A 23,426-nucleotide genomic window follows, 5' to 3' on the forward strand; every position below is an offset into this window, starting at 1 on the left:
TCAGGCAGACGACAGGCGAGGAGGCTCGGCGGCGGTCCGTGAAAGCACCGCGGCACTTCGGGCAAGAAGGGGCGATCATCGTTCACTTGACCCAGCGGAGATGCCCTGCATGGCCGTTCCACGAGACCTGGCCCACCCTCCCGATCTCCGGGACGGCTTCGAGCTGATCTTCAACGCGCACTTCGCCGAGATCCACCGCTATATCGCCAGGCGTCTGTCGGACGACGCCGCTGACGATCTGGCCGCTGAGGTGTTCCTGGCGGCCTACCGGGGCGGTTATGACGTCTCACGTGGCGGGGTGCGGCCGTGGTTGTACGGCATCGCCACCAACCTCATCGCGCGGCACCGCCGTACCGAGATCCGCAGATGGAAGGCGCTCAGCCGGTCTGCCGAGCGTGATGAGCACAGCCACGAGGACGCCGCGCTGGCCCGCGTCGCGGCGGGCGCGCTGACCGCCAGGCTGGCGGGGGCGCTGGCCGGGCTCAATCGCGGGGACCGCGACGTCGTCCTGCTGAGCGTGATGGGCGACCTCAGCCACGCCGAGGTCGCCGCCGCCCTGCGGATCCCGGCAGGGACGGTCGCATCCCGGCTCAGCCGGGCTCGCAAGCAGCTCCGCAAGGCACTCGGCGACGTCAATCCCTTGAAGGAGACCCATGGATGAGCTGAACCTCCTGGCGAGGTCACTGCCCGACGCTCCGCCTCCCTCGGCAGAGGTGGTCGAGAAGGCCCGTGCCCGGTTGTCCGCGGTCCGGCATGAGCCGGTGCGGCGGAGCAGGGCAGGGGGCCGCGCCCTGGCCTGGGGATGGCCCCTGGGAGCGGCCGCGGCCACGACTGTCGTCCTCATGGTCGTCGTCGTGCTGGTGTCTTCGACCACGGCCACCGCGCCGAGGCCGGCCGCGGCGCCGACGCAGACGCCCGTGCCCGCCACGGGCAACGACGCCCTGCTCCGGCTGGCGGACCAGGTCGCACAACTGCCGGATGACAGTGGCGCCTACTGGCGCAGGCCGCTGCTCAACAACGACCTGCTACGGGTCCGGTCGGGTGGCCGGACGTTCAACGTGCTGCAATCGTCGCGGATCGACCTCTGGCAGCCGCGCGACCCCCGCGACCCCGTCCAGGCGGTGAGCCGGGAGCAGTTCGTCCGCCCCGCCACTCCCGCCGACGAGCGTGCCTGGCGAGCGGCCGGCTCTCCGGCCGTGGTCCAGCGGGTGTGCACGTCGGGCACCCGTGCGAAGGACTGCAAGCAGGTACGGCTACACACGACGCCCACAGGGTGCGTTTACACGCGTGCGGTCGCACCTGGAGGCGTGCTCGGCGATCTGCGGCTGGGCGAGCGCACGCTCGCCGACCTCGCGGCCCTGCCCGGCGACGTCGTTCGGCTACGGGAGAAACTGCGGACCTACTGGACTCGGGACGGCCAGGCCGGGGAGAGCTTCGAGGACTTCCTTCCCGCAGCCTCTGCGGCTCTTCTGCAGCTGCCGGTCAGGCCTTCGGTCCGGGCGGCCGCCCTACGCATTCTCGCCGGACTGCCGACGACCAAAGTGAGCGGTTCGACCACCGACCCGCTGGGGCGCCCGGGCATCGCGGTCACCTTCTGGAAAAGTGAGGGTTTCACCGCGGAGTTCGGCGCCGACGACGAGGTGGCCGAGCGGTACGTCACCATCCTCGACCCGCGGGCCGGCACCCTCCTGGCCAGCGACGCCGCGATCGCGGCCGAAGGCGCCGAAGGGCTCGCCAAGGGGACGTTCATGCACTACCAGGCATGGGCCCCCGAGGCCGGCTGGACCGGCGAACGGCCCGAGCGGCCACGCGGCTGCCGGCTCAGCGACCGCCCGCTCCCGTGACGGGTCTCGGCACCGTTATTCAGCGCACCGACTGACCCCCGCCATGTTCGCCGGGACACGAGCGCGCGCACACGCCGGACCTGTGAGGTCCGCCCTTGAGGCCACCCCGAAAACCCGCGATTCGGCGGGCATGGAATGGTGGATGGCCGTGGCTGAGCAAACGGTGGGTGTCCAAGGGTTCATACGTCGGCATTTTCTGGACACGAGGCCGCTGGCGATCCCGCACTTCCGCCGCCTGCTGTTCGGCCAGGCCCTCTCGTTCATCGGGTTCCAGCTCACCGCGGTCGCGGTCAGCGCCCAGATCTACGCGCTCACCAAGTCGTCGTTGTGGGTTGGGATGCTCGGGCCGGTGGCGCTGGTGCCGCTGGTCGTGTTCGGCCTGTGGGGCGGCGCGATCGCCGACGCCGTGGACCGGCGCAAGCTGCTGCTGACCTGCTCGCTCATCAGCTGGACGGCGACCCTGGCGCTGCTCCTCAACGCGGTGTTCCTGTCGAACATCTGGCTGCTGATGGCGGCCGTCGCCGTACAGTCCATCGGCGTGGCGGTGGCCTCGCCCACCCGCGTCGCGATCATCCCGAGGCTGGTGCCCGCCGAGCTGGTGCCGTCGGCCAACACGCTGAACTACACCCTCGGCAGCCTCGGGGCGGTCCTGGGGCCGCTGCTCGGCGGTGTCGTGCTCGCCCGAGGCGGGTACGGCATGGCCTACCTCATCGACGCGATCCTGTTCGGCGCCACCCTCTACGCGGCGGCACGGCTGCCGCGGCTCGAACCGCTGGGCGAGTCCACCGCGCCGGGCGTGCGCGCGGTGCTGGAGGGCCTGCGGTACATCATGGGCAACCCGGTCGTGCTGATGTCGTTCGTCGTGGACATCATCGCCATGGCCTTCGCGCTGCCGCGCGCCCTCTATCCCGAGCTCACCGCCACCCGGTTCGGGGGCTCGGAGATGGCGTTCGGCTGGTTGTCGGCGAGCGTTGCTCTCGGCGCGGTCGTCGGAGGCGTGTTCTCCGGGTGGGTGGGCCGGGTGCGCAGGCAGGGCGTGGCGTTGACCTTCGTGATCGCGCTGTGGGGGCTCACGGTGGCCGCGGCAGGGCTGTCCCAACAGCTGTGGCTGGTCGTTGCGCTGCTCGCGGCGGGCGGCTTCGCCGACCTGGTCTCGGCGGTGTGGCGGCAGACCATCCTCCAGACGTACGCGCCCGACGAGATGCGCGGCCGCCTCCAGGGCGTCTTCTTCGTCGTGGTGGCGGGCGGGCCGAGGCTGGGCGACATGAGGGCGGGCGCGACGGCCGCGACCTTCGGCCTGGTGCCCGCGTGGGTGGGAGGTGGCCTGCTCTGCGCCCTCGTCGTCCTCATCGTCGGCTTGTCCGTGCCCGCCTTCCGCGCCTATCGCTCGGGCTAGTGCCCCTCCCGTCAATCGTGGTCCACGACGGTGTCACCTTCGAGGTCCCCGCGGGCGGGATGACCGCGCTCGTCGGCCCGTCAGGGGCTGGCAAGTCCACCGTGTTCGGCCTGGTCGAGCGGTTCTACGAGCCGGACTCCGGGGCCATCTCCGTCGGCGGGCGCGACATCCGCGACTGGCCGCTGGAGGAGCTGCGCTCCGCGCTCGGCTACGTCGAGCAGGACGCGCCGATCCTCGCCGGGACGCTGCGGTACGCGACCGCATGTGCCGGGGGCGGAAAACCTGGTGGACGGGACGCCGCCGGTTTCACTAGGGTTCCGGCCATGTCCAGCCCCGAGGCGTCAAGACGCTAGCCACCGGCTCATTCGGTGGCTCCCTCCGCGATCACGCCGTGTCGCCGTTGACGCCATTGATGTCATTGGCGTCATGTCGTGATGGGGCGTCGTCGTCCCTGACGTCGCGCGTCCTTGATGCGGGCATTCCTGACGTAGTCCAATCCTGACATTGGGCGCTCCTGACGTGGGGCCTTCCTGACGTGGGGCCTTCCTGACGTGGGGCCTTCCTGACGTGGGGCGTTCCTGAGGCGGGGCGTCCGTCTCGCCTGGCCGCCACCGAATCGCCGTTGCACGGGCTGTTTCCTCCCCGGATCGGTTCGCCGTCCACCAGGTCTCGTGGTGGCGCCCGACGCCATATCCCCGGGGAGCCGTCACGCGTGCGGGCAGCCCGCGCCCCTGCTGGACCGGCGCTCTCCGTGCCGCCCGCTCCGGGCGCGGCGTCAGCCCGCCGCTTCCTCGTCATCCGTCCGCGACGCGGTAGTGGGGTCTTTTCATGCCATTCGCCATCTTCATGCTCGGACTGGCGGTCTTCGCCCAGGGGACGTCCGAGTTCATGCTGTCCGGCCTGGTGCCGGACATCGCCGCCGATCTGAACGTGTCCATCCCGTCCGCCGGAGCGCTGACCTCGGCGTTCGCCGTCGGCATGATCGTCGGTGCGCCTCTGGCCGCGATCCTCAGCCTGCGCTGGCCGAGGCGCAGGGCGTTGCTGGTCTTCCTGATCGTCTTCATGCTCGTCCACGTGGTGGGCGCGGTCACCACCACGTTCGGCATCCTGCTCGCCGCCCGGGTCGTCGGGGCGCTGGCGAACGCGGGATTCCTCGCCGTGGCGATCGCGACCGCCACCGGTATGGTCGACGCCGACGCCAAGGGCCGGGCCACGTCCGTCCTGCTCGGCGGCGTCACCGTCGCGTGCGTCGTGGGCGTGCCCGCGGGGGCCCTGCTCGGCCAGGCGTGGGGCTGGCGCGCGGCGTTCTGGGCCGTGGCCCTCGTCTGCGTACCGGCAGTCGTCGCGATCCTGCGCTCGGTCCCGTTCACGGAGCCGTTCACGGAGCCGTTCACGGAGCCGTCCACAGAGCTGGACAGGGCGCGGGGGACGGCACAGGCCGGGGCGCGGGGGGAGCGGGCCGCGACCGGGCCGAGTGCCCGGCGGGAACTGCGGGCGTTGCGCGACCCCCGGCTGATCGTGACCCTGCTCCTCGGCGCCCTGGTGAACGGTGCGACCTTCTGCGCGTTCACCTACCTGGCTCCCCTGGTCACCGGTGTCAGCGGAGTCGGTGAGGGGTGGGTGCCAGCCATGTTGGCGCTGTTCGGGCTGGGGTCGTTCGCCGGCGTGACCGTCGGCGGCCGCCTGTCGGATGCGCGGCCCACGGGGGTCCTGGTGTACGGCGGGCCGGCCCTGCTCGCCGGCTGGCTCCTGTTCGCGGTCGCGGCCGGCAACCCGGTGGCGGTGGTCGTGCTCGTCTTCGTCCAGGGGACGCTCTCGTTCGCCGTGGGCTCGACCCTGATCGCGCGGGTGCTCTACGCGGCGGCCGAGGCGCCGTCGCTGGGCGGGGCCTTCGCCACCGCCGCCTTCAACGTGGGCGCGGCCGCCGGCCCCTTCCTGGGCGGCGTCGCCATCGGCGCGGGGCTCGGTTACCGCTCTCCGCTGGGGGTCAGCGCGCTGCTGGTGGCCCTCGCGTTGGTCGTGGCCGGCACGGCCGGCGCCCGAGCCCGAACCCGAGTCCGCCTCGTCCCTCGGCCCGGCGAGGGTTCCTGACAGCAGGAGATGACAGCGGGAAATGGCGCCACGGGTTGACTACGCGTCCGATGACCTGGGCTTATGTGGAAGACGTACGGACCCTTTACCGCGGTGACCCGCTGTCCCGCCGGTGGACCGGGAAGGTCCGCAGTGCGGAACCTCTCCTTCGCCATGGCCGGCTCCGGGTTGAGCGCGTGCGGTGCGTCCCGGAACTCGGCCTTGGGCGGGGCATCCCTGTCTTGGCATGGGGTGCCCCGCCGCCTCGTCCGGCCGTATCCTTCGGGTGACAAATGTGAATGCCTTCATTCAGGAGGTCGCCCGATGCCCGTCGTTCGCGCGCCGCGCGGCACTACGCTCACCGCCAAGGGCTGGCCGCAGGAGGCCGCTCTCCGGATGCTGCAGAACAACCTGGATCCCGAGGTGGCAGAGCATCCCGAGCAGCTCGTCGTCTACGGAGGATCGGGCCGAGCCGCACGCGACTGGCCGTCGTTCCACGCGATCGTCCGCACGCTGACGACGCTGGAGGCCGACGAGACGCTGCTCGTGCAGTCAGGCCGGCCGGTGGGCGTGATGCGGACCCATGAATGGGCGCCGCGAGTGCTGATCGCCAACTCCAACCTGGTGCCCGACTGGGCGAACTGGGAGGAGTTCCGGCGGCTGGAGGCGGCCGGGCTGACGATGTACGGCCAGATGACGGCGGGCTCCTGGATCTACATCGGGACCCAGGGCATCCTCCAGGGGACGTACGAGACGTTCGCCGCCGTCGCCGCCAAGAGGTTCGGCGGCTCCCTCGCCGGGACGATCACGCTGACCGCCGGCCTCGGCGGGATGGGCGGTGCGCAGCCCCTCGCGGTCACCATGAACGGCGGCGTCGCCATCTGCGTCGACTGCGACCCGCGCAGCATCACCCGCCGGATCGAGCACCGCTACCTCGACGTCCACGCCTCCTCGCTCGACGAGGCGCTGCGGCTCGCCTACGAGGCGCGCGACCGGCGGGAGCCGCTCTCGATCGGCGTCGAGGCCAACGCGGCGGACGCCGTACCCGAGCTGCTGCGGCGCGGCGCGGAGATCGACATCGTCACCGACCAGACGAGCGCGCACGACCCGCTGACCTACCTGCCGCTCGGCGTCGCGTTCGAGGACATGGCCGCCGAGCGGGACAAGGACCCGGCCGGGTTCACCCGCCGGGCCAGGGAGTCCATGGCGGCCCACGTCGAGGCCATGGTGGGATTCCAGGACGCCGGCGCCGAGGTGTTCGACTACGGCAACTCGATCAGGGGCGAGGCGCAACTCGCCGGATACACCAGGGCGTTCGACTTCCCGGGGTTCGTGCCCGCGTACATCCGGCCGCTGTTCTGCGAGGGCAAGGGCCCGTTCCGCTGGGCCGCGCTCTCCGGAGACCCGCGCGACATCGCCGAGACCGACCGCGCCATCCTGGAGCTGTTCCCCGAGAACGAGCAGCTCGCCCGGTGGATCCGGATGGCCAGGGAGAAGGTCCACTTCCAGGGCCTGCCCGCGCGTATCTGCTGGCTCGGGTACGGCGAGCGCGACCGGGCGGGCGAGCGGTTCAACGACATGGTGGCGTCCGGGCAGATCAGCGCGCCCATCGTCATCGGCCGCGACCACCTCGACTGCGGCAGCGTGGCCTCGCCGTACCGCGAGACGGAGGCGATGGCGGACGGCTCCGACGCCATCGCGGACTGGCCGTTGCTCAACGCCATGGTGAACGTGGCGTCCGGCGCGTCCTGGGTGTCGATCCACCACGGCGGCGGCGTCGGCATCGGCCGGTCCATCCACGCCGGGCAGGTGACCGTCGCCGACGGCACGGCCCTCGCGGGCGAGAAGCTGCGCCGCGTGCTGACCAACGATCCGGGCATGGGCGTGATCCGCCACGTGGACGCCGGTTATGAGACGGCCGTCACGGTGGCGCGCGAGCACGGAGTCCCCGTTCCCATGCGCGAGGCGCCCGTTTCCGATCAAGGGGATGAGCAGAAGGAGAACCCCGCGTTGGGATCGATGTGAGTGGTGGACTCGATCGGCTTCTGGAGGGCCGGCGGCTGTCGCCCGTTCAACGCCGGATCGCCCACTACCTCAGAGGGCACCTCGACGAGGCGATCTTCCTCTCCAGCGTGGAGCTGGCCGAACGCGCCGGAGTCAGCCAGCCGTCCGTGACCCGCTTCGCGATGGCTCTGGGCTTCTCGGGATATCTCGACCTGCGGAACGCGCTGCGTCCCCTGGTCGTCGGCGGGAACGGGGCGGACGGCTACGATGCCGGTCGCCCCGAGCCCGACCGGCTGCTGTGCGAGGCGGTGGACGGCGAGATCCGCAACCTGACCCTCGTCCGGGACCGGCTGGCCGCCACCGGCCCGGCCGCCGGTCTCGCCGGCTCCCTCCGCGAGGTCGGTACGGCCCTGGCCGCGTCCGAGCCGCTGCCGGTCCTCGGCCTGCGCGTGTCGAGCGGCCTCGCCACCACGTTCGCGTACTACGCCAGGCGCATCCATCCCGACGTGCGGCTGCTCGTCCACGGCGGGTCGGAGCTGACCGACGGCCTGTACGCGGCCCGTAGGGCCGGCGCCGGGTGGCTGCTCGCCGTCATCCTGCCCAGATATCCGGCGGAGGCGGTACGGGCGCTGGAGCAGGCGAAGGAACTGGGACTGCGCACCGCCGTGATCACGGACCGGCCGGACGCGCCGTTCCCCGCCGACGTCGTGATGGACGCGCCGGTCGGGGAGCGGCTCGTGTTCGACTCGCACACGGCGCCGATGGCCCTGGCGATGGTGCTCGTCGAGGCGATGGCGGACGCGGCGCCGCTGCGCACGCAGGCGAGGCTCGACGAGTACGAACGGATGACCGACCAGACCGGCGTTTTCCAGCCCTGACCTCGCGCCACGCCCGCACGGTGGTCATGGGACGCCGCTTCTCGCCGGGTCGGGGCAGGCTTACCTGACCCGCTCGGCGATCTTGGTGAATCTCTCCGGGGAGCGAGTGCTGAGGAGGACGATCCCGATCGATACGGCGGCAGTGACGATGAGAATCCCGCCGGACACCAGGAGGTATCGCGTCCACCCGGCCGAGCCGAGAAAGATCCCCGCCAGGCCGGTGACCGCGATGGGAAGCATCACCATGATGAAGGTCTTCCTCCGGCGCTCACCGGCGGGCGTCCTGGCGGGGAGCCGGGGCAGCACTCCCAAAGCGATGATGAAAAGCATCACCGCGCCGGAAAGTCCGGCGATACGCATCTCCTTGGTGGGATCGTCCACCGGGATTTCCGGCGTATCCCACCATCGTCCCGCCACCATTATCTGGACGACCTTGTCTTCCCATTCACGCACCAGGATCTCGTCGCCGACGGTAACCATCGACGACGTCCTGACCGGAAAGGTCACCTTGTACGGCCGGTCACGGTCGAGCTCCTCGACTTCCAGCCGGGGATTCGACTGAGAGCCGCGGATGTTGGGCGGGTGGATCTTCTTCGTCACCCTCGCCCGGAGCTCATGGCAGTAGCTCGCGTTATCCCATTCCGCCGGCTCGGCGCGGCAAGGGAGCACGCTCTGAAAACGCCGGTACTCGGCCGCGCTGTCGCCGATCTGCAGGATTCCCACCGCCATGGTGAAAAACGCCAGGCACGCGAAGGCGATGGATTTTCCCACACCGGCCGACGATCGTCGTTTTCCGTGCAATGTATGCCGCTCCGCTCTGGACCTTCGACGTGCTTGACGGATACGGCAGCGACCCTACAAGAGGAACATGCGCAGCCGGGTCTGCGTAAGACAGGGCCGTCGACAGCACACTCTGGAGTGGCGATGTGTGGGTGGCCGACTCCGCTCCGGTGGAGTGCGGCCGCTCCGGAGTGGGCGGTCCGGGGTTATGGGAAAAGCGTCACTATGGTGGGCCATTGACATCCTCCCCCTCGTAAACGAGGGGGATTCCCACCGTCGCCGGTCAGGCTTCCTGCTTCACCGCCAGTCGCCCCGTTCGAGAGGACACTCTCGTTGAGGTCTTACACCAGCTCCACAGGCGTTTTACTTGTCCGCCAGCCCGGCGGCCAAGATGTTCTTCGCCGCGTTCACGTCCCGGTCATGGACCGCGCCGCAGGCGCACACCCAGGTACGGACGTTCAGCGGCATCGCCTCCTGCACGGTTCCACACGCCGAGCACAGCTTGGACGAGGGAAACCACCGGTCCACGACCACCAGCTCCCGCCCGTACCACTGGGCTTTGTACTCCAGCATCGACCGCAGCTCGCGCCACGACGCGTCAGAGATGGCGCGGGCCAGGCTGTGGTTCTTGACCATGGTGCGGACGGCCAGGTCCTCGATCACGACCGTTTGGTTCTCACGGACGAGCCGAGTCGAAAGCTTGTGCAAGTGGTCCCGGCGGCAGTCGGCGATCCGGGCGTACACGCGGGCGACCGTGATCCGGGCCTTGGCCCGGTTCGCGCTGCCCTTGGCCTTACGGGCCAGCGCCCGCTGCGCCTTGGCCAGCCTGCGCCGCTCAGCCCGCTCATGCCGGGGGTTGGCGACCTTCTCCCCGGTCGAGAGGGTGACCAGGGCGGTGATCCCCGCGTCCACGCCCACCGCGCTGCCGGTCGGGTCGAGCGGGCGGATCTTCTCCTGGACCAGGATGGACACGAACCACCGCCCGGCCGCGTCCTTCGACACGGTCACGGTGGACGGCTCCGCCTCCTCCGGCAAGGGGCGCGACCACACAATGTCCAGCGGCGCATCCATCTTCGCCAGCCACAGCCGACCGTCCCGCCACCGGAAACCCGAGCGGGTGTACTCCGCCGACGCGCGGGACTTCTTGCGGGACTTGAACACCGGATACTTCGCGCGCTTGGCGAAGAAGTTCGTGAACCCGGCCTGAAGGTGGCGCAGGGCCTGCTGCAACGGCACCGACGACACCTCGTTGAGGAAGCCGAGTTCCTCCGTCTGTTTCCACGCCGTCAACGCAGCCGAGGATTGCTCGTAGGAGACGCGGCGGCCGTCCAGCGTGTAGGCGCGGGTCCGCTCCTGAAGGGCCTTGTTGTAGACCAGGCGCACACACCCGAATGTCCGGGCAAGCTCGGCGGCCTGTCCGGGTGTCGGGTAGAAGCGGTACTTGTAGGCCCGCTTCACGGTCTGCGCCATGCCGCACACCCTGCCACAAGATCAGCCAAGAATCGCACGCATGTTCGATTTGCGGCGGATCGTCCATTTTCGCCCTGCCCTGCAGGAGTCCAATTCCTCCTCCGCCTGAAGGCGGAGGTTTCCTCGGAGGTTTCTGGTGACGGAACGACCTGTTGCTTTGGTGACCGGAGCATCCCGCGGGGTGGGCGCGGCCGTCGCGCGGGCCCTCGCTCCGACGCATGATCTGCTGCTGGGCGGCCGCGACCGAGCCGCGCTGGACACCGTGTGCGCCGAGCTTCCCGGCGCGCGGCCCTGGCCGGTCGAGCTGACTGACGTCGCCGCCTCCGATGTCGCGGGCATCGACCGGCTCGACCTGCTCGTCCACAGCGCCGGTGTCGCGCGGATCGGCGAGGTGGGGGAGACCCCGGTCGATGAGTGGCGGCGGACGTTCGAGGTCAACCTTTTCGCGGTGGCCGAGCTGACCCGGCTGCTGCTGCCCGCGCTGCGCGCGGCCCGCGGGCAGGTCGTCCTGATCAACTCGACCTCCGGGCAGCGGGTCAACCCGGGCTGGGGCGCGTACGCGGCGAGCAAGTTCGCGCTGCGGGCCTTCGCGGACGCGCTGCGTCTTGAGGAGCATTCGAACGGCGTGCGCGTCGCCACCATCTTCCCCGGCCGCATCGCCACCGACATGCAGAAGGACGTACGGGAGCAGGAGGGCGGCGACTACGATCCGGCCCGGTACATCGCCCCGGAGTCGGTCGCCAAGGCCGTGCTCGCGGTGGCGACCGCCACCCCGGACGCCCACATCACCGAGATCACGATCCGGCCGTCGGCGACCCTTCCCGTCTGACCTCCGGCGGCACCTCCTGCGTCGCGGTTCGTCCGTCGGCGTCCCTGCCTATCCGCGTTCGACGTCCCCCGCCTACCTGATCTGGACGGCACGGTTCGTCCGTCGGTGTCCTGCCCATCCGACCCGGACGTCGCTTTCGTCCGGCCCGCTCGACCCACGGACGCCGGCATCGTGGAGCCGTCAGGACCCGAGCCCGGTTCCTAATGAATGACGCCATTCATTAGGATGGCGCCGTGCTTGAGGCTCTCGCGGACATCGGGCGGAGCGCCCGCACTGGCGGATACCACAGGGACGCCTGGTCCCCGGCGGACCTGGAGCTGCGGGAATGGTTCCGCCAGGAGGCGGCGCGGCGCGGCCTCGACCTGGACGAGGACCGCAACGGCAATCTCTGGGCCTGGTGGTGGCCCGCCACGCCGGGGACGCCTGCCACCGGCACGCCGGTCATGCCCGGGGTGGTGACCGGAAGCCACCTCGACTCGGTCCGGGACGGCGGCGCCTTCGACGGCCCGCTCGGCGTCGTCTCCGCGTTCCTGGCCGTGGATCTGCTGCGCGGCCGGGGATTCGAGCCGGGGCGTCCGCTCGGGATTGTCTGCTTCACCGACGAGGAGGGCGCGCGGTTCGGCGTGCCGTGCGTCGGCTCCCGGTTGCTCACCGGCGCGCTCGACCCGGACAGCGCCCGCCGGCTGACCGACGACGAGGGCGACACGCTGGCCGAGGTGCTGGAACGCGCCGGGCGGCGGCCCCGGGATCTCGGCGCCGACCCCGCGACCCTGGCCAGGGTGGGCGTCTTTGTCGAGCTCCACATCGAGCAGGGCCGCGCCCTCGGGCGGCCGGTCGGCGTCGCCGAGGCGATCTGGCCGCACGGGCGGTGGCGGTTCGACTTCACGGGCGAGGCGAACCACGCGGGAACGACCGCGCTGGCCGACCGGGACGACCCGATGCTCGCCTACGCCCGCTCCGTGCTCGCCGCGCGGGCCGCGGCGGAGGAGCACGGCGTGCTCGCGACCTTCGGCAAGGTGCGCGTGGAGCCGGGCAGTGCCAACGCCATCCCGTCCCGGGTGTCCGCCTGGCTGGACGCCAGAGGCGCGGACGAGGAGCGCGTTCACCGCCTGGTCGCCGAGCTGGCGGAGGGCGGGCCGGGGTCCGGCAACGTGACGTGCGAGTCATGGACGCCCGAGGTCGTCTTCGACGCCGCCCTGCGCGACCGGATCGCGGCCGTCGCGGACGGCGCCGTCAGTCATTCCGCCCCGGGCCCAGGGCGGTGTGGGACGCGGACGGCACAGACGGGCACGCCGGCCGTACCCACGGGAGCGGGCCACGACGCCGGTGTCCTCGCCCGCGCCGGGGTGCCCAGCGCGATGCTGTTTGTACGAAATCCCACTGGTGTGTCACATTCGCCGCGCGAGTTCGCCGCGCCCGCCGACTGTCACGCGGGCGTCGTCGCTCTCGCCGCCGTCCTGGAGGACCTGTGCCGGACGTGAACCCCTTCGCCGACGTCGACGGCGGTGTCATCTACTGGTGCGAGATGGCGTGGCTGCCGCCCGGCGAGGTGGTGGAGTGCGTGAGCCTCCGCGTGGAGGGGACGCGGATCACCCATATCCAGCCCGAGGTTCCGCCGCCGCCGGGAGCCGTACGGCTCGCCGGGCTGACCCTGCCCGGCCTCGCGAACGCGCACTCCCACGCCTTCCACCGGGCGCTGCGCGGGCACACGCAGGCCGAACGCGGCACCTTCTGGACCTGGCGCGAGCAGATGTACGGCGTGGCCGCCCAGCTCGATCCCGATCGCTACCTCGCGCTGGCCCGGGCCGCGTTCGCCGAGATGTCCCTGGCCGGGATCACCTGTGTCGGCGAGTTCCACTACCTGCACCACGGGCCGGGCGGCGTACCGTACGACGACCCGAACGCGATGGGGCACGCGCTGATCGAGGCGGCCCGTGACGCCGGCCTGCGCATCGCCCTGCTGGACACCTGTTATCTCACCGGCGCGATCGGGCATCCGCTGGCCGGCACCCAGCTCCGCTTCGGCGACGGCGACGCCGTCCGATGGGCCGACCGGGTCGAGCTGCTCGGCCGTTCCCTGCGCACGGCGGAAGATGTGGTGATCGGCGCCGCGATCCATTCGATCCGCGCGGTGCCGCCCGAGCAGATGTGCCTGGTCGCGGAGTTCGCGAACCGGCACGCGATTCCGCTGCACGCGCACGTCTCCGAGCAGCGCGCCGAGAACCAGGACTGCGTCGAGGCGTACTCGGCGACGCCGGTCCAGCTGCTGCACCAGCACGGGGCGCTGGGGCCGCGCTCGACCGCCGTCCACGCGACCCATCTGTCCGACGTGGACATCGCGCTGCTCGGCGGCTCCACCACGCACGTCTGCATGTGCCCGACCACCGAGCGGGACCTCGCGGACGGCATCGGCCGGGCGCGCAGACTGCTGGACGGCGGTTCGCCGATCACCCTGGGCTCGGACAGCCACGCGGTGATCGACCTGTTCGAGGAGGCGCGCGCCGTCGAACTGGACGAGCGGCTCGCCACGCGCGAGCGCGGCCACTTCCGCGCCGCCGAGCTGCTCGACGCGGCCACGGCCGCGGGGCACGCGTCCCTCGGCTTCCCGGACGCGGGCATGCTCGTCCCCGGCGCCTGGGCCGATTTGGTCTCGGTGCGCCTCGACTCGGTCCGTACGGCGGGCGCGACGAAGGGCACGGCCGCCGAGACCGTCGTCTTCGCGGCGTCGGCGGGCGACGTGCATTCGGTCGTCTCCGGGGGCCGCCGCGTGGTGGAGGACGGGCGGCACATGCTGGGGGACGTCGGCGCCCTCCTGCGCGACGCCGTCGCGGATGTCAGGAGGTGGCGCACGCCGGTCCGGTGAGGGGCCGTCCACCGGCCCGCGCGCGGACTGTGGCCGACCACACTGAGCCGCGTCGTTTAAGAGCGCTCTCCGAGGGTAATCGCCGTCTTTCAGACCTCCGCCTCCTCCTTGAGTAGGAGGTCGAAAACCATTCTCCAGTCGTATTTGTTCGGGGAATCTTTCTTCCCGGGAAATCGTTGATCGGTTCAGGACTAAGACCGCGGGAAAGCCCTGGCCTGGGCCGACCCGACTCGGACATACTGCGGCGCGGCGGAACGAGGTGCCATCGAATGGCGACGGGGAATCGGACGCACGACCAGCACGTCTCTGATCGGGACCTGCTGGGGACCTACCTGGCCGAAATCGGGCGGGTCCCCTTGCTCACCGCGGAACAGGAGGTGGATCTCGCCAAGCGGATCGAAGCCGGCCTCTTCGCCGAGCACCTGCTGGACAGCGGGCGCACCGAACCCAGGGTTTCGGACGCGGCGGATGAGGAGCTGGAACGCATCGCGATTTCCGGCCGGCGCGCGAAGGACGATTTCATCCAGGCGAACCTGCGCCTCGTGGTCGCGGTGGCGCGGAAATACTCCGGCCGGGGGATGCCGTTGATCGATCTCGTTCAGGAGGGAAATCTGGGCCTGGTCCGCGCGGTGGAGAAATTCGATTACCGGCGTGGATACAAGTTCTCCACCTATGCGACCTGGTGGATCCGCCAGGCGGTGGGTCGCTCGATCCACGAGCAGGCGCGTCCCGTACGGCTGCCCACCCACGCGGGGGAGCAGATGACCCGCCTGATGCGGGTCCGCCGCGACATGCTGGCCGAGCTCGACGTCGAGCCGACCGACGCGGACCTCGCCGAGGTGCTCGACCTGCCGATCGAGCGGGTGCGGGAGCTGCGCCGCTGGGCCTCCGACCCGGTGTCCCTGCAGCTCGGCGTGGGTGACGAGGAAGAGACGGAGCTCGGCGACATGATCGCCGACGAGACCTGGGCCGATCCGGAGCAGCAGGCGATGGCCACGCTGGAGAAGGAGCGGCTGGAGCTGTGGATGAAGGGTCTGGAGGGGCAGATCCGCGAGATGCTCCGGTGGCGGTACGGCCTCGTGGACGGCCGCGAGCACACGCTGACCGAGGTGGGGGAGCGGTACGGCATCGGCCGTGACCGGGCCAGGCGGCTGGAGCGCGACGCGCTGCTGCGCCTGCGCAAGATGGCCGGAGCCGCGGCCTGACCCCAGACCGTCCCGACTCCCGACCGGCTGATCCAGGCCGTCCCAAGAAGGGCGTAACTCGAGCGCGCACCGTTTAACGGTGCGCGCTTTGTTTATTGGTGAGCAATCCGAAACGAAGCGGAAACACCGTCACGCCGAGTTTCACAGACGTGAAACACACGAAGCCCCAACCGGAAACGGTGGAAGAACACGCTGTGGCCAACGTCAGTGCGCCAGTCGGTCGACGATGCCCTGGACGGACGCAACTGAGCGCGTGAATAGCCGGCCACATGGGCGATGTTAAGGAGGGCCGCGTTCGATGAACAAGATCGATACCGGCACCACGGCCTGGATGATCACAGCGACCGCGCTGGTGCTGTTGATGACTCCCGGTCTCGCGTTCTTCTACGGGGGCATGACCAGGGCGAAGAGCGTCCTGAACATGATGATGATGTCGTTCGTCAGCATCATCACGGTCAGCATCGCATGGGTTTTCTACGGGTACTCGCTGGCATTCACCAGTAGCGGCGACGGCTTCATCGACAAGTTCATCGGCGGCTTCGACGCCCTGGGCCTGCAGAGCATCATCGGCACGGCCACGAAGGCGGGCGGGATGCCGAGCATGGTGTTCTCCGCCTTCCAGATGACCTTCGCCGTCATCACCGTCGCGCTGATCAGCGGCGCGATCGCGGACCGGGCCAGGTTCGGCGCGTGGGTCGTGTTCTCCGTCGCCTGGTCGACACTCGTCTACTTCCCCGTGGCGCACTGGGTGTGGGGCGGCGGCTGGCTGGCGGGCCTCGGCATCGAGGACTTCGCGGGCGGCACGGTCGTCCACGTGAACGCCGGCGCCGCGGGTCTCGCGCTGGCGCTGGTGCTGGGCAAGCGGGCCGGCTGGCGCAAGGAGCCGATGCGGCCGCACAACCTCACGCTGGTCCTTCTCGGCGTCGGCCTCCTGTGGTTCGGCTGGTTCGGCTTCAACGCGGGCTCCGAGCTCGCCGTGGACGGAACCGCCGGTCTGGCATTCATGAACACCCAGGTCGCCGCGGCCGCGGCCGCGGGCGCCTGGATCCTGGTCGAGAAACTGCGCGACGGCCACTCCACCACGCTCGGCGTGGCGTCCGGCGCGGTCGCCGGCCTGGTCGCGATCACCCCGGCCTGCGGTTTCATCGACCCGTGGGCCTCCGTGCTCCTCGGCGCCGCCGCCGGTGCGGTCTGCGCGTACGCGGTGGGCCTGAAGTACCGGCTCGGCTTCGACGACTCGCTCGACGTGGTCGGCGTGCACCTGGTCGGCGGCGCGCTCGGCGCGGTCGCCCTCGGCGTCATCGCCCGCTACCCGTTCGCCGCCGGCCAGGGGAAGGGCCTGCTGTACGGCGGGCCGATCTCCCAACTCGGCGTCCAGGCGCTCGGCCCGGTGGTCGTGGGCCTCTACTCCTTCGCCATGGCGTGGATCATCGGCAAGATCATCGACAGGACGATGGGCTTCCGGATCAGCCGGGAGGAGGAGCTCGCCGGCGTCGACATCACGACCCACGCCGAGACCGGTTACGACCTCGGCACCGTCCACGCCTCCGGCGTGGCCTCCCTCAACGGGCCGGCGGTCCCGGCCGGGGCCAACAAGGTGGACGCATGAGACTCATCACGGCAGTGATCAAGCCGTTCAAGCTCGACGACGTCAAGGCGGCGCTGGAGCAGTTCGGCATCAAGGGCATGACCGTCAGCGAGGCCAGCGGCTACGGCCGCCAGCGCGGGCACACCGAGGTGTACCGCGGCGCCGAGTACCAGGTCGACCTGGTCCCCAAGGTCCGGCTGGAGGTGCTCGCCGAGGAGGAGGACGCCGAGGACATCATCGACGTCATCGTCAAGGCCGCCCAGACCGGCAAGATCGGCGACGGCAAGGTGTGGTCCGTCCCGGTGGACACGGTGATCCGGGTCCGCACCGGCGAGCGCGGGCCGGAGGCCCTGTAACCGCCATGACGAGAGGAGACGCTCTCTCGTTCGCCGCGGCCCGCAAGGAGCGCGTGGCGGACATCGACAGGTGGCTCACCGATCTGTTCCGTGCGGCGTGCGCGCAGCCGTACGCACAGGAAAGGCGGAACTGGCGGAACTGGCGGAACTGGCCGGGAACCAGGCGCGGGCTCCCGGAGGAGCGCGGCTCCGCCGACCGGAACGGGTTCGGCGGTGTCGCGCTCGTCGCGGTCGGCAGCCTGGGGCGGGGGGAGCTCGCCCCGGGTAGCGACCTCGACCTGGTCCTGCTGCACGACGGCAGGGAGGACGTGAGCCGGATCGCCGACCGCGTCTGGTACCCGATCTGGGACTCCGGCGTCAGGCTCGACCACTCGGTCCGCACGATCGACGAGGCGGCCAAGGTGGCCCGCGAGGACCTCAAGGCGGCTCTCGGGCTGATCCAGGCCAGGCACGTCGCGGGCGACGCCGAGCTGACCCGGGCGGTGCGCGAGACCGTGCTCGCGGACTGGCGCGCGGAGTCGCGGCGCAGGCTCGCCGAGCTCAGGGACGCGGCCGACCGGCGGGCCGGCGCGAGCGGGGAGCTGGCCTTCCTGCTCGAACCCGACCTGCGCGACTCGCGGGGCGGGCTCAGGGACGTGCAGGCGATGCAGGCCGTGGCCGCCGCCTGGGTCGCCCCGGCCCCCGGCCCCCGCGTTCGCGAGGCGTACGAACTGCTGCTCGACGTCCGGCACGGCCTGCACCTGGTCACCGCGCGCGGCGCGGACCGGCTCGTGCTGCAGGAGCAGGACGCGGTCGCGGGAAGCCTCGGCCTGCTGGACGCGGAGGCGCTGATGCGCCGCCTGGCCGAGGCGGGACGCACCGTCTCCCACGCGTTCGACTCGACCTGGCGCACCGTGGACCGGATGCTGACCGGTCCCGTCCCGCGCGGGCGGCGGCCGCTCGCCGACGGTGTCGTGGAGCACGGCGGCGAGGTGGTGCTCGCCCGCGACGTCTCCGCGCGCGACGACCCCGTCCTCGTGCTGCGCGTCGCCGCGGCGGCGGCTGAGGCCGGGCTGCCGATGGCGCCCGCGACGGTGTCCGCGCTGGCGGCCCAGTCGCCGCCGCTTCCCGTGCCGTGGCCGGAGGAGGCCAGGGACGCCCTCGTCTCCCTGCTGGGCGCGGGGCGCGCCGCCGTACCGGTGTGGGAGGAGCTGGACCAGGCGGGCGTCCTCGTCCGTCTCATCCCCGACTGGGAGCGGGTACGGCACCGCCCGCAGCGCAACCCGGTGCACAGGTACACCGTCGACCGGCACCTGATCGAGACGGCCGCGGGGGCCGCCGCGTACACCCGCGAGGTCTCGCGTCCCGACCTGCTGCTCATCTCCGCGCTGCTGCACGACGTGGGCAAGGGCTGGCCGGGCGACCACTCGGTGACCGGCGAGGTCGTCGCCAGGGACATCGGCGCTCGAATGGGGCTGCCGCCCGCGGACGTGGCCGTCCTGGCCAGGGTCGTCCGCCACCACCTCCTGCTGCCCGAGACGGCGACCCGCCGCGACCTGGACGACCCGCTGACCATCTCCAGGGTCGCGGAGGCCGTGGGCTCCCGCGAGGTCCTGGAACTCCTGGCCGCGCTCGCCGTGGCCGACGGCGACGCCACCGGCTCGGCCGCCTGGAACACCTGGAAGGCGTCCCTGGTCTCCGATCTGGTGCGCCGGGTCAGGTCGGTGCTGTCGGGCGCGCCACCCGCGTCCGCGCCGGTCCTGTCGCCCGAGCAGGCCGCGCTGGCCCGGCACGGCGGGGGCGCCGTCCGGGTCCACGGCGGCGCGGTGACCGTCGTCGCGCCCGACCGGCCGGGGCTGCTGTGGCACGCGGCCGGGGTGCTGGCCGCGCATCGGCTCGTCGTCAGGTCGGCGGCGTCGGCGTCGGCCGGCTCGACCGCCGTGATCGAGTTCGCGGTCGTCCCGGAGTACGGCTCGCCGCCGGATCCGGCGACGCTGGAGGCCGACCTGCGCCTGGTGCTCGCGGGCCGCCTCGACATCGAGCAGCGGCTCGCCCGCCGGACCGGATCCCTCCGGCCGCCGCGCGTCCCGGTGGCGCCGCCGAGGGTCACGCTGGTGGACGACGCGTCCAGTACGGCGACCGTGGTCGAGGTGCGGGCACACGACCAACCAGGGCTTTTGTGGCGGATTGGGCGGGCTTTCGGCGAATGTGGTCTTGACGTGAGAGCTGCTCGGGTAGAGACTCTCGGCGCGGAGGCCGTGGACGTCTTCTACGTCGTCGATCGGGCCGGCAGGCCTCTCGCGGACGAGGAACAGCGGGGCGGCGTGCGGCGACACGTTCTCGCCGCGCTGCGATGACCTAGCTGGATGACGTAGGGCCGGTGACACAGGGGAGTAAACCCCTTACCAATTGGTAACAATTTTGGCGCCCTCAGAGGGCAAATCGCCGGTAATCGTGACCTTGTGGTCGAATTGTCCGCGTTTGCGTAGCGATGTCACTTCATGCGGTCGGGATGTGTGATGGCATCCCGAGAAGGCGGGGCCGGTGAGTACGGAGCAGCAGAGCGGCGGTGGCGCGGAGGGATCGCCCAGGTCGCCCAGGTCGCCCAGGGCGCAGGGCGGTACGTGGGCTGACCGCCTCGCGCCACGGAACTGGCGCGTCCCCTCCCGGCTGACCGCCCTGATCGTCGCCCCGACCGTGGTGGCGGTGCTCCTCGCGGGCGCCAAGGTCGTCGACTCGGTCGGCAGCCTGAACGGGTACCAGCGGACCAGCTCCGTCGCCGAGTACTCCGTACGACTCCGCGACCTCGCCCAGCAACTCGCCATGGAGCGTGACCTGACCGCGCGCGGCGGCGGCCTCAAGCGGGTGTACGCCGTGGACGGCACCACCAAGATCTCGCTGGCCGACCAGCGCCTGGTGGTGGACGGCCTGGCCCGCAAGGTCGCGGCCGACCTCGCGAAGATCGACGAAAGCTACGGCGTGCGCGCCGTACAGCACGCGGAGCAGGCGGGGAACCGGCTTTCCGGACTGGAGAACGTCCGCGAGAAGGGGTCCGAAGAGGACTACACCGGCATCATCGCCGGCCTCCTGCGGCTGCACGACGAGCTCGGCCAGAGCAGTGACGACGCCGTGGTCGTCGCGGACATGCGGGCCCTGGGCGCCCTGGCCAACGCCAAGGAGGAGGCGTCCCAGCAGCGGCAGATGCTGACCAGGGAGCTGCTGGAGCCGAACCAGCGGTTCACCAGCTACGAGCTGAGGGACTTCATCGGCTCGCAGTCCCGGCAGCAGGGATACATCGACCGCTTCTACGCCGAGACGGGCTCCGGCGACAGCGCGCTCCTGGCGGGTCTGCTCAGCGACAAGGACGTGGTGGACGCCGAGCTGACCAAGTCGTGGGCGATCACGCTGGCGACCCAGAACGTCTCCCTCAGCCGCTACCAGGCCAGGGACCGGACGCTGGTGCGCTGGTTCCAGCACAGCACCAAGACGATCGAGCAGCTCGCCGTCGCCGAGAAGCGGCTCTCCGGAGCCGTCATCGACCGCGCCAAGAGCCTGCAGTCCGCCGAGCAGCGCAACGCGCTGGTCGCCTCCGGACTGATCCTCGCGCTCCTGCTGCTGGTCCTCGCCACCACCGTGCTCATCGCCCGGTCGATGGTCCGGCCGCTGCGCCGGCTGCGCGCCGAGGCCCTGGAGATCGCCGGTTCGCGGCTGCCCGAGGTCGTACGGCGGATGCGCGAGTCGGACGACTCCGGGAGCGTCCCCGACGTGCAGCCCATCGACCTCGGCACGAGCGACGAGATCGGCGAGGTGGCCCAGGCGTTCGACGAGGTGCACGCGCAGGCCGTACGGCTGGCGGCGGAGGAGTCCCGTCTGCGGAGCAACGTCAACGCCATGTTCGTGAACCTGTCGTGGCGGACCCAGACGCTCGTGGAGCGGCAGATCTCGCTCATCGACGGCCTGGAGCGCGGCGAGCAGGACGGCGCCCGCCTGTCGGACCTGTTCAAGCTGGACCACCTGGCCACCCGCATGCGCCGCAACAGTGAGAACCTCCTGGTCCTCGCCGGGCACGAGCCCGCGCGCAAGCGCAGCAAGCCGGCCCTCCTGGTCGACGTGGTGCGCGCCGCGCTGTCGGAGGTCGAGGGCTACGAGCGGGTGAACGTCCGGGTCCACCGCTCCGCCTCGGTCGCCGGCCACGCCGCCAACGACTGCGTCCACCTGGTGGCCGAGCTCGTGGAGAACGCCATCGCGTTCTCGCCCGACCGCACGAAGGTCGTGGTGTCGAGCGACCACATCGAGGGCGGCGCCGTGCTGCTCTCGGTGAGCGACCTCGGGATCGGCATGTCGCAGGAGGAGCTGGCCGAGGCCAACCGGCGGCTCGCGGATCCGCCGATGGTGGACGTGTCGGTATCCCGGCGGATGGGCCTGTTCGTGGTCGGCCGCCTCGCGCTGCGCCACGGCATCCGGGTCCAGCTGCGCAGGGGCGACGGCGGCGGGCTGATCGCCATGGTGCTGTTCCCCGCCGAGCTCGTCTCCGGCGACGACCGGCCCGCCGCCGGGCAGCCGGGGAGCGCCGCCCAGGCGAACGGCCTCGCGCCGGGCTCCGGAAACGGCTTCGGGCAGTCGCCGGGCAACAGGTTCGCCCAGGATCAGGGTGCTCTGGGCGCCGCCGTACCGGGCCGGCCGGGCGGTCGCGGCCCCGCCGGGGACGTCCGCGGGCCGGATGCCCGCACGTCAGCGGCTCCCGGAGGCGGCCTCGCGCCGCAGGGCGCCGGTGCCTCGGGTGCTTCCGGAACGTCGGACGCGGGGTCGGCGCCGGGCCGGGGGAACGGGCTCCCGACGCGGAAGCCCGCCGCCAGCGGTTTCTCGGCCTCCGGGGCGGCCCAGCTCCCCTCGGGCGGGTTCTCCGCCTTCGGTGAGCCCTCCCGGCAGAACGGCGAGCCGTCCCGGCAGGACACGGGAGGCTTCTCCGCGTTCGGAACCGCGGACCGCCAGGGCGCGAACGGCTCGGGCGCGTACCCGGACCCCACCGATCAGCGGGCCGGCAGCGGCTCGGGCGCGTACGCGGACCGGACCGACCGGCAGGCGAACCCGGTTGCGCGCCCTTCCAAGACGAACGCTGAGACGGAAGCGTTTCCGGCCGTGCCCTCGACCGTGCCCCCGGCCATGCCCCCAGCCATGCCCAGGTTCACCGAGCACTCCGGGGCCTTCCCGGTGGCGAGCGCCATGCCGATGCCCTCGCCCATCTCGGACGACTCCCACCTCGAACGGGGGGACGAGTTCCTGCCGATCTTCGCGTCGGTGGAGTCCGCGTGGTTCCGCCGCCCGGCGCCCGGCGCCGCCGCCGAGCCCGGGAAGGGCGCGGCTCCGGGCGGGAGCGTGCCGTCGGGCGACGGCACGACGGCGGCTCAGACCGTCTCCGCGACGTCCGACGGCGCTTCCTCACGGGGAGACTGGGGCTCCCGCGCGGACAGCGGATACCGCGCGGCGGCCGCCGCCAGCGCCCCCGCCGCGGAGGGCGTCACGACCGCCGGCTTGCCGAAACGGACACCCAAGGCCAATCTTGTGCCTGGTTCGGTGGGCGCTGCGTCGGCGGAAACCCCGGCCACGTCCAGGCCGGCGCTGTCGCCGGATCTGGTGCGCAGCCGCCTGTCCAGCTACCAGCAGGGTGTACGGCGCGGCCGGGCCGACGTGTCCGGCACCGACGCCGAGAAGCCCGGTAAGGAGGAGAGCTCGTGACCGCCCTCAGCATTGAGGCACGTAGGTTCGACTGGCTGATCACGGAGTTCGTCGGCAACACCCCCGGTGTCGCGCACGCCGTGGTGGTGTCGGCCGACGGCCTGCGGCTGGCCAATTCCGACGGTTTTCCGGCGGACCGCGCCGACCAGCTCGCCGCGGTCTCGGCGGGGCTGCTCAGCCTGACCGTGGGCGCGTCCCGCGTGTTCGACGGTGGCGCGGTGACCCAGACCGTCGTGGAGATGCAGCGCGGGCTGATGCTCATCATGGCGATCAGCGACGGCTCCTGCATGGCCGTGCTCGCGGCGGCCGACTGCGACATGGGCCTGGTGGCCTACCAGATGACACTGCTGGTCGAGCGGGCCGGCCAGGTGCTGACCCCGGCGCTGCGCGCCGAGCTGCAGTCCGCCCGCCGCTGACGCCCGGTCATG

General features: G+C 71.4%; 16 protein-coding genes and 2 pseudogenes. 16 read left to right on the top strand and 2 right to left on the bottom strand.

Translation table 11 applies throughout. The features are described 5' to 3' along the window. The first annotated feature begins 109 nt into the window (after nt 1–109). The 7 genes and pseudogenes from QSK17_RS26795 (at nt 110) to QSK17_RS26825 (ending at nt 8,192) form a co-directional block, all read left to right on the top strand. The gene (locus QSK17_RS26795; RefSeq protein ID WP_285708105.1) at nt 110–661 is read left to right on the top strand and encodes an RNA polymerase sigma factor; all 552 of its coding nucleotides are present in this window, start codon (nt 110–112) and stop codon (nt 659–661) included. Continuing rightward, on the top strand, nt 654–1,844 hold the full coding sequence (locus QSK17_RS26800) for a hypothetical protein (RefSeq protein ID WP_285708106.1): 1,191 nt from the start codon (nt 654–656) through the stop codon (nt 1,842–1,844). Before QSK17_RS26795 ends, QSK17_RS26800 begins: the two co-directional genes overlap by 8 nt. A gap of 148 nt (nt 1,845–1,992) precedes the next feature. Beyond that, nucleotides 1,993–3,240, top strand: a complete 1,248-nt coding sequence (locus QSK17_RS26805; protein ID WP_285708107.1) for an MFS transporter — start codon at nt 1,993–1,995, stop codon at nt 3,238–3,240. A gap of 17 nt (nt 3,241–3,257) precedes the next feature. Beyond that, nucleotides 3,258–3,491: pseudogene (locus QSK17_RS26810) on the top strand (ATP-binding cassette domain-containing protein); the annotation flags it as partial. A 577-nt stretch (nt 3,492–4,068) separates the two neighbouring features. Then, nucleotides 4,069–5,331, top strand: coding sequence for a Cmx/CmrA family chloramphenicol efflux MFS transporter (locus tag QSK17_RS26815; protein ID WP_285708108.1), 1,263 nt, complete (start codon nt 4,069–4,071; stop codon nt 5,329–5,331). A 303-nt stretch (nt 5,332–5,634) separates the two neighbouring features. Then, nucleotides 5,635–7,335, top strand: coding sequence for a urocanate hydratase (hutU, locus tag QSK17_RS26820; RefSeq protein WP_285708110.1), 1,701 nt, complete (start codon nt 5,635–5,637; stop codon nt 7,333–7,335). Then, nucleotides 7,332–8,192: a MurR/RpiR family transcriptional regulator gene (locus QSK17_RS26825; RefSeq protein WP_285708111.1), complete on the top strand. Its 861-nt coding sequence runs from the start codon at nt 7,332–7,334 to the stop codon at nt 8,190–8,192. Before hutU ends, QSK17_RS26825 begins: the two co-directional genes overlap by 4 nt. Nucleotides 8,193–8,252: 60 nt before the next feature. Here QSK17_RS26825 and QSK17_RS26830 read toward each other — a convergent pair whose 3' ends face one another. Both QSK17_RS26830 and QSK17_RS26835 read right to left on the bottom strand, forming a co-directional pair. Continuing rightward, nucleotides 8,253–8,921, bottom strand: a complete 669-nt coding sequence (locus tag QSK17_RS26830) for a hypothetical protein (protein ID WP_285708112.1) — start codon at nt 8,919–8,921, stop codon at nt 8,253–8,255. Nucleotides 8,922–9,255: 334 nt separating this feature from the next. Further along, nucleotides 9,256–10,442, bottom strand: a pseudogene (locus tag QSK17_RS26835) (RNA-guided endonuclease InsQ/TnpB family protein). A 136-nt stretch (nt 10,443–10,578) separates the two neighbouring features. Here QSK17_RS26835 and QSK17_RS26840 point away from each other — a divergent pair. The 9 genes from QSK17_RS26840 (at nt 10,579) to QSK17_RS26880 (ending at nt 23,414) form a co-directional block, all read left to right on the top strand. After that, nucleotides 10,579–11,271 carry an SDR family oxidoreductase gene (locus QSK17_RS26840; RefSeq protein ID WP_285708114.1) on the top strand — a complete coding sequence of 231 codons (693 nt, stop codon included), beginning with the start codon at nt 10,579–10,581 and terminating at the stop codon, nt 11,269–11,271. Nucleotides 11,272–11,504: 233 nt separating this feature from the next. Then, on the top strand, nt 11,505–12,752 hold the full coding sequence (locus QSK17_RS26845) for an allantoate amidohydrolase (protein ID WP_285708115.1): 1,248 nt from the start codon (nt 11,505–11,507) through the stop codon (nt 12,750–12,752). Then, entirely contained in the window at nt 12,740–14,134 is a 1,395-nt protein-coding gene (locus QSK17_RS26850) for a formimidoylglutamate deiminase (RefSeq protein ID WP_285708116.1), read from the top strand. Before QSK17_RS26845 ends, QSK17_RS26850 begins: the two co-directional genes overlap by 13 nt. Before the next feature lie 269 nt (nt 14,135–14,403). Further along, entirely contained in the window at nt 14,404–15,339 is a 936-nt protein-coding gene (locus tag QSK17_RS26855) for a sigma-70 family RNA polymerase sigma factor (RefSeq protein ID WP_285708117.1), read from the top strand. Between the two features lie 298 nt (nt 15,340–15,637). Continuing rightward, the gene (locus tag QSK17_RS26860) at nt 15,638–16,948 is read left to right on the top strand and encodes an ammonium transporter (RefSeq protein ID WP_285708119.1); all 1,311 of its coding nucleotides are present in this window, start codon (nt 15,638–15,640) and stop codon (nt 16,946–16,948) included. Further along, the gene (locus QSK17_RS26865; RefSeq protein WP_285708120.1) at nt 16,945–17,283 is read left to right on the top strand and encodes a P-II family nitrogen regulator; all 339 of its coding nucleotides are present in this window, start codon (nt 16,945–16,947) and stop codon (nt 17,281–17,283) included. Before QSK17_RS26860 ends, QSK17_RS26865 begins: the two co-directional genes overlap by 4 nt. A gap of 5 nt (nt 17,284–17,288) precedes the next feature. Then, nucleotides 17,289–19,619 (top strand): [protein-PII] uridylyltransferase, encoded by a 2,331-nt coding sequence (locus tag QSK17_RS26870; protein WP_285708121.1) that lies wholly within the window; start codon nt 17,289–17,291, stop codon nt 19,617–19,619. 187 nt (nt 19,620–19,806) lie between these two features. Further along, on the top strand, nt 19,807–22,998 hold the full coding sequence (locus QSK17_RS26875) for a sensor histidine kinase (protein ID WP_285708122.1): 3,192 nt from the start codon (nt 19,807–19,809) through the stop codon (nt 22,996–22,998). Then, nucleotides 22,995–23,414 (top strand): roadblock/LC7 domain-containing protein, encoded by a 420-nt coding sequence (locus tag QSK17_RS26880; RefSeq protein WP_285708123.1) that lies wholly within the window; start codon nt 22,995–22,997, stop codon nt 23,412–23,414. Before QSK17_RS26875 ends, QSK17_RS26880 begins: the two co-directional genes overlap by 4 nt. Nucleotides 23,415–23,426: the final 12 nt, after the last annotated feature.

Source organism: Microtetraspora sp. NBRC 16547 (assembly GCF_030268965.1).
Classification (GTDB): Bacteria; Actinomycetota; Actinomycetes; order Streptosporangiales; family Streptosporangiaceae; genus Microtetraspora.

Bases quoted from the DNA above. Each gene is read 5' to 3' on its own strand.
- QSK17_RS26795 (WP_285708105.1), top strand. From the start codon at position 110: ATGGCCGTTCCACGAGACCTGGCCCACCCTCCCGATCTCCGGGACGGC.
- QSK17_RS26800 (WP_285708106.1), top strand. From the start codon at position 654: ATGGATGAGCTGAACCTCCTGGCGAGGTCACTGCCCGACGCTCCGCCT.
- QSK17_RS26815 (WP_285708108.1), top strand. From the start codon at position 4,069: ATGCCATTCGCCATCTTCATGCTCGGACTGGCGGTCTTCGCCCAGGGG.
- hutU (WP_285708110.1), top strand. From the start codon at position 5,635: ATGCCCGTCGTTCGCGCGCCGCGCGGCACTACGCTCACCGCCAAGGGC.
- QSK17_RS26830 (WP_285708112.1), bottom strand. From the start codon at position 8,921: ATGGCGGTGGGAATCCTGCAGATCGGCGACAGCGCGGCCGAGTACCGG.
- QSK17_RS26855 (WP_285708117.1), top strand. From the start codon at position 14,404: ATGGCGACGGGGAATCGGACGCACGACCAGCACGTCTCTGATCGGGAC.
- QSK17_RS26860 (WP_285708119.1), top strand. From the start codon at position 15,638: ATGAACAAGATCGATACCGGCACCACGGCCTGGATGATCACAGCGACC.
- QSK17_RS26865 (WP_285708120.1), top strand. From the start codon at position 16,945: ATGAGACTCATCACGGCAGTGATCAAGCCGTTCAAGCTCGACGACGTC.
- QSK17_RS26870 (WP_285708121.1), top strand. From the start codon at position 17,289: ATGACGAGAGGAGACGCTCTCTCGTTCGCCGCGGCCCGCAAGGAGCGC.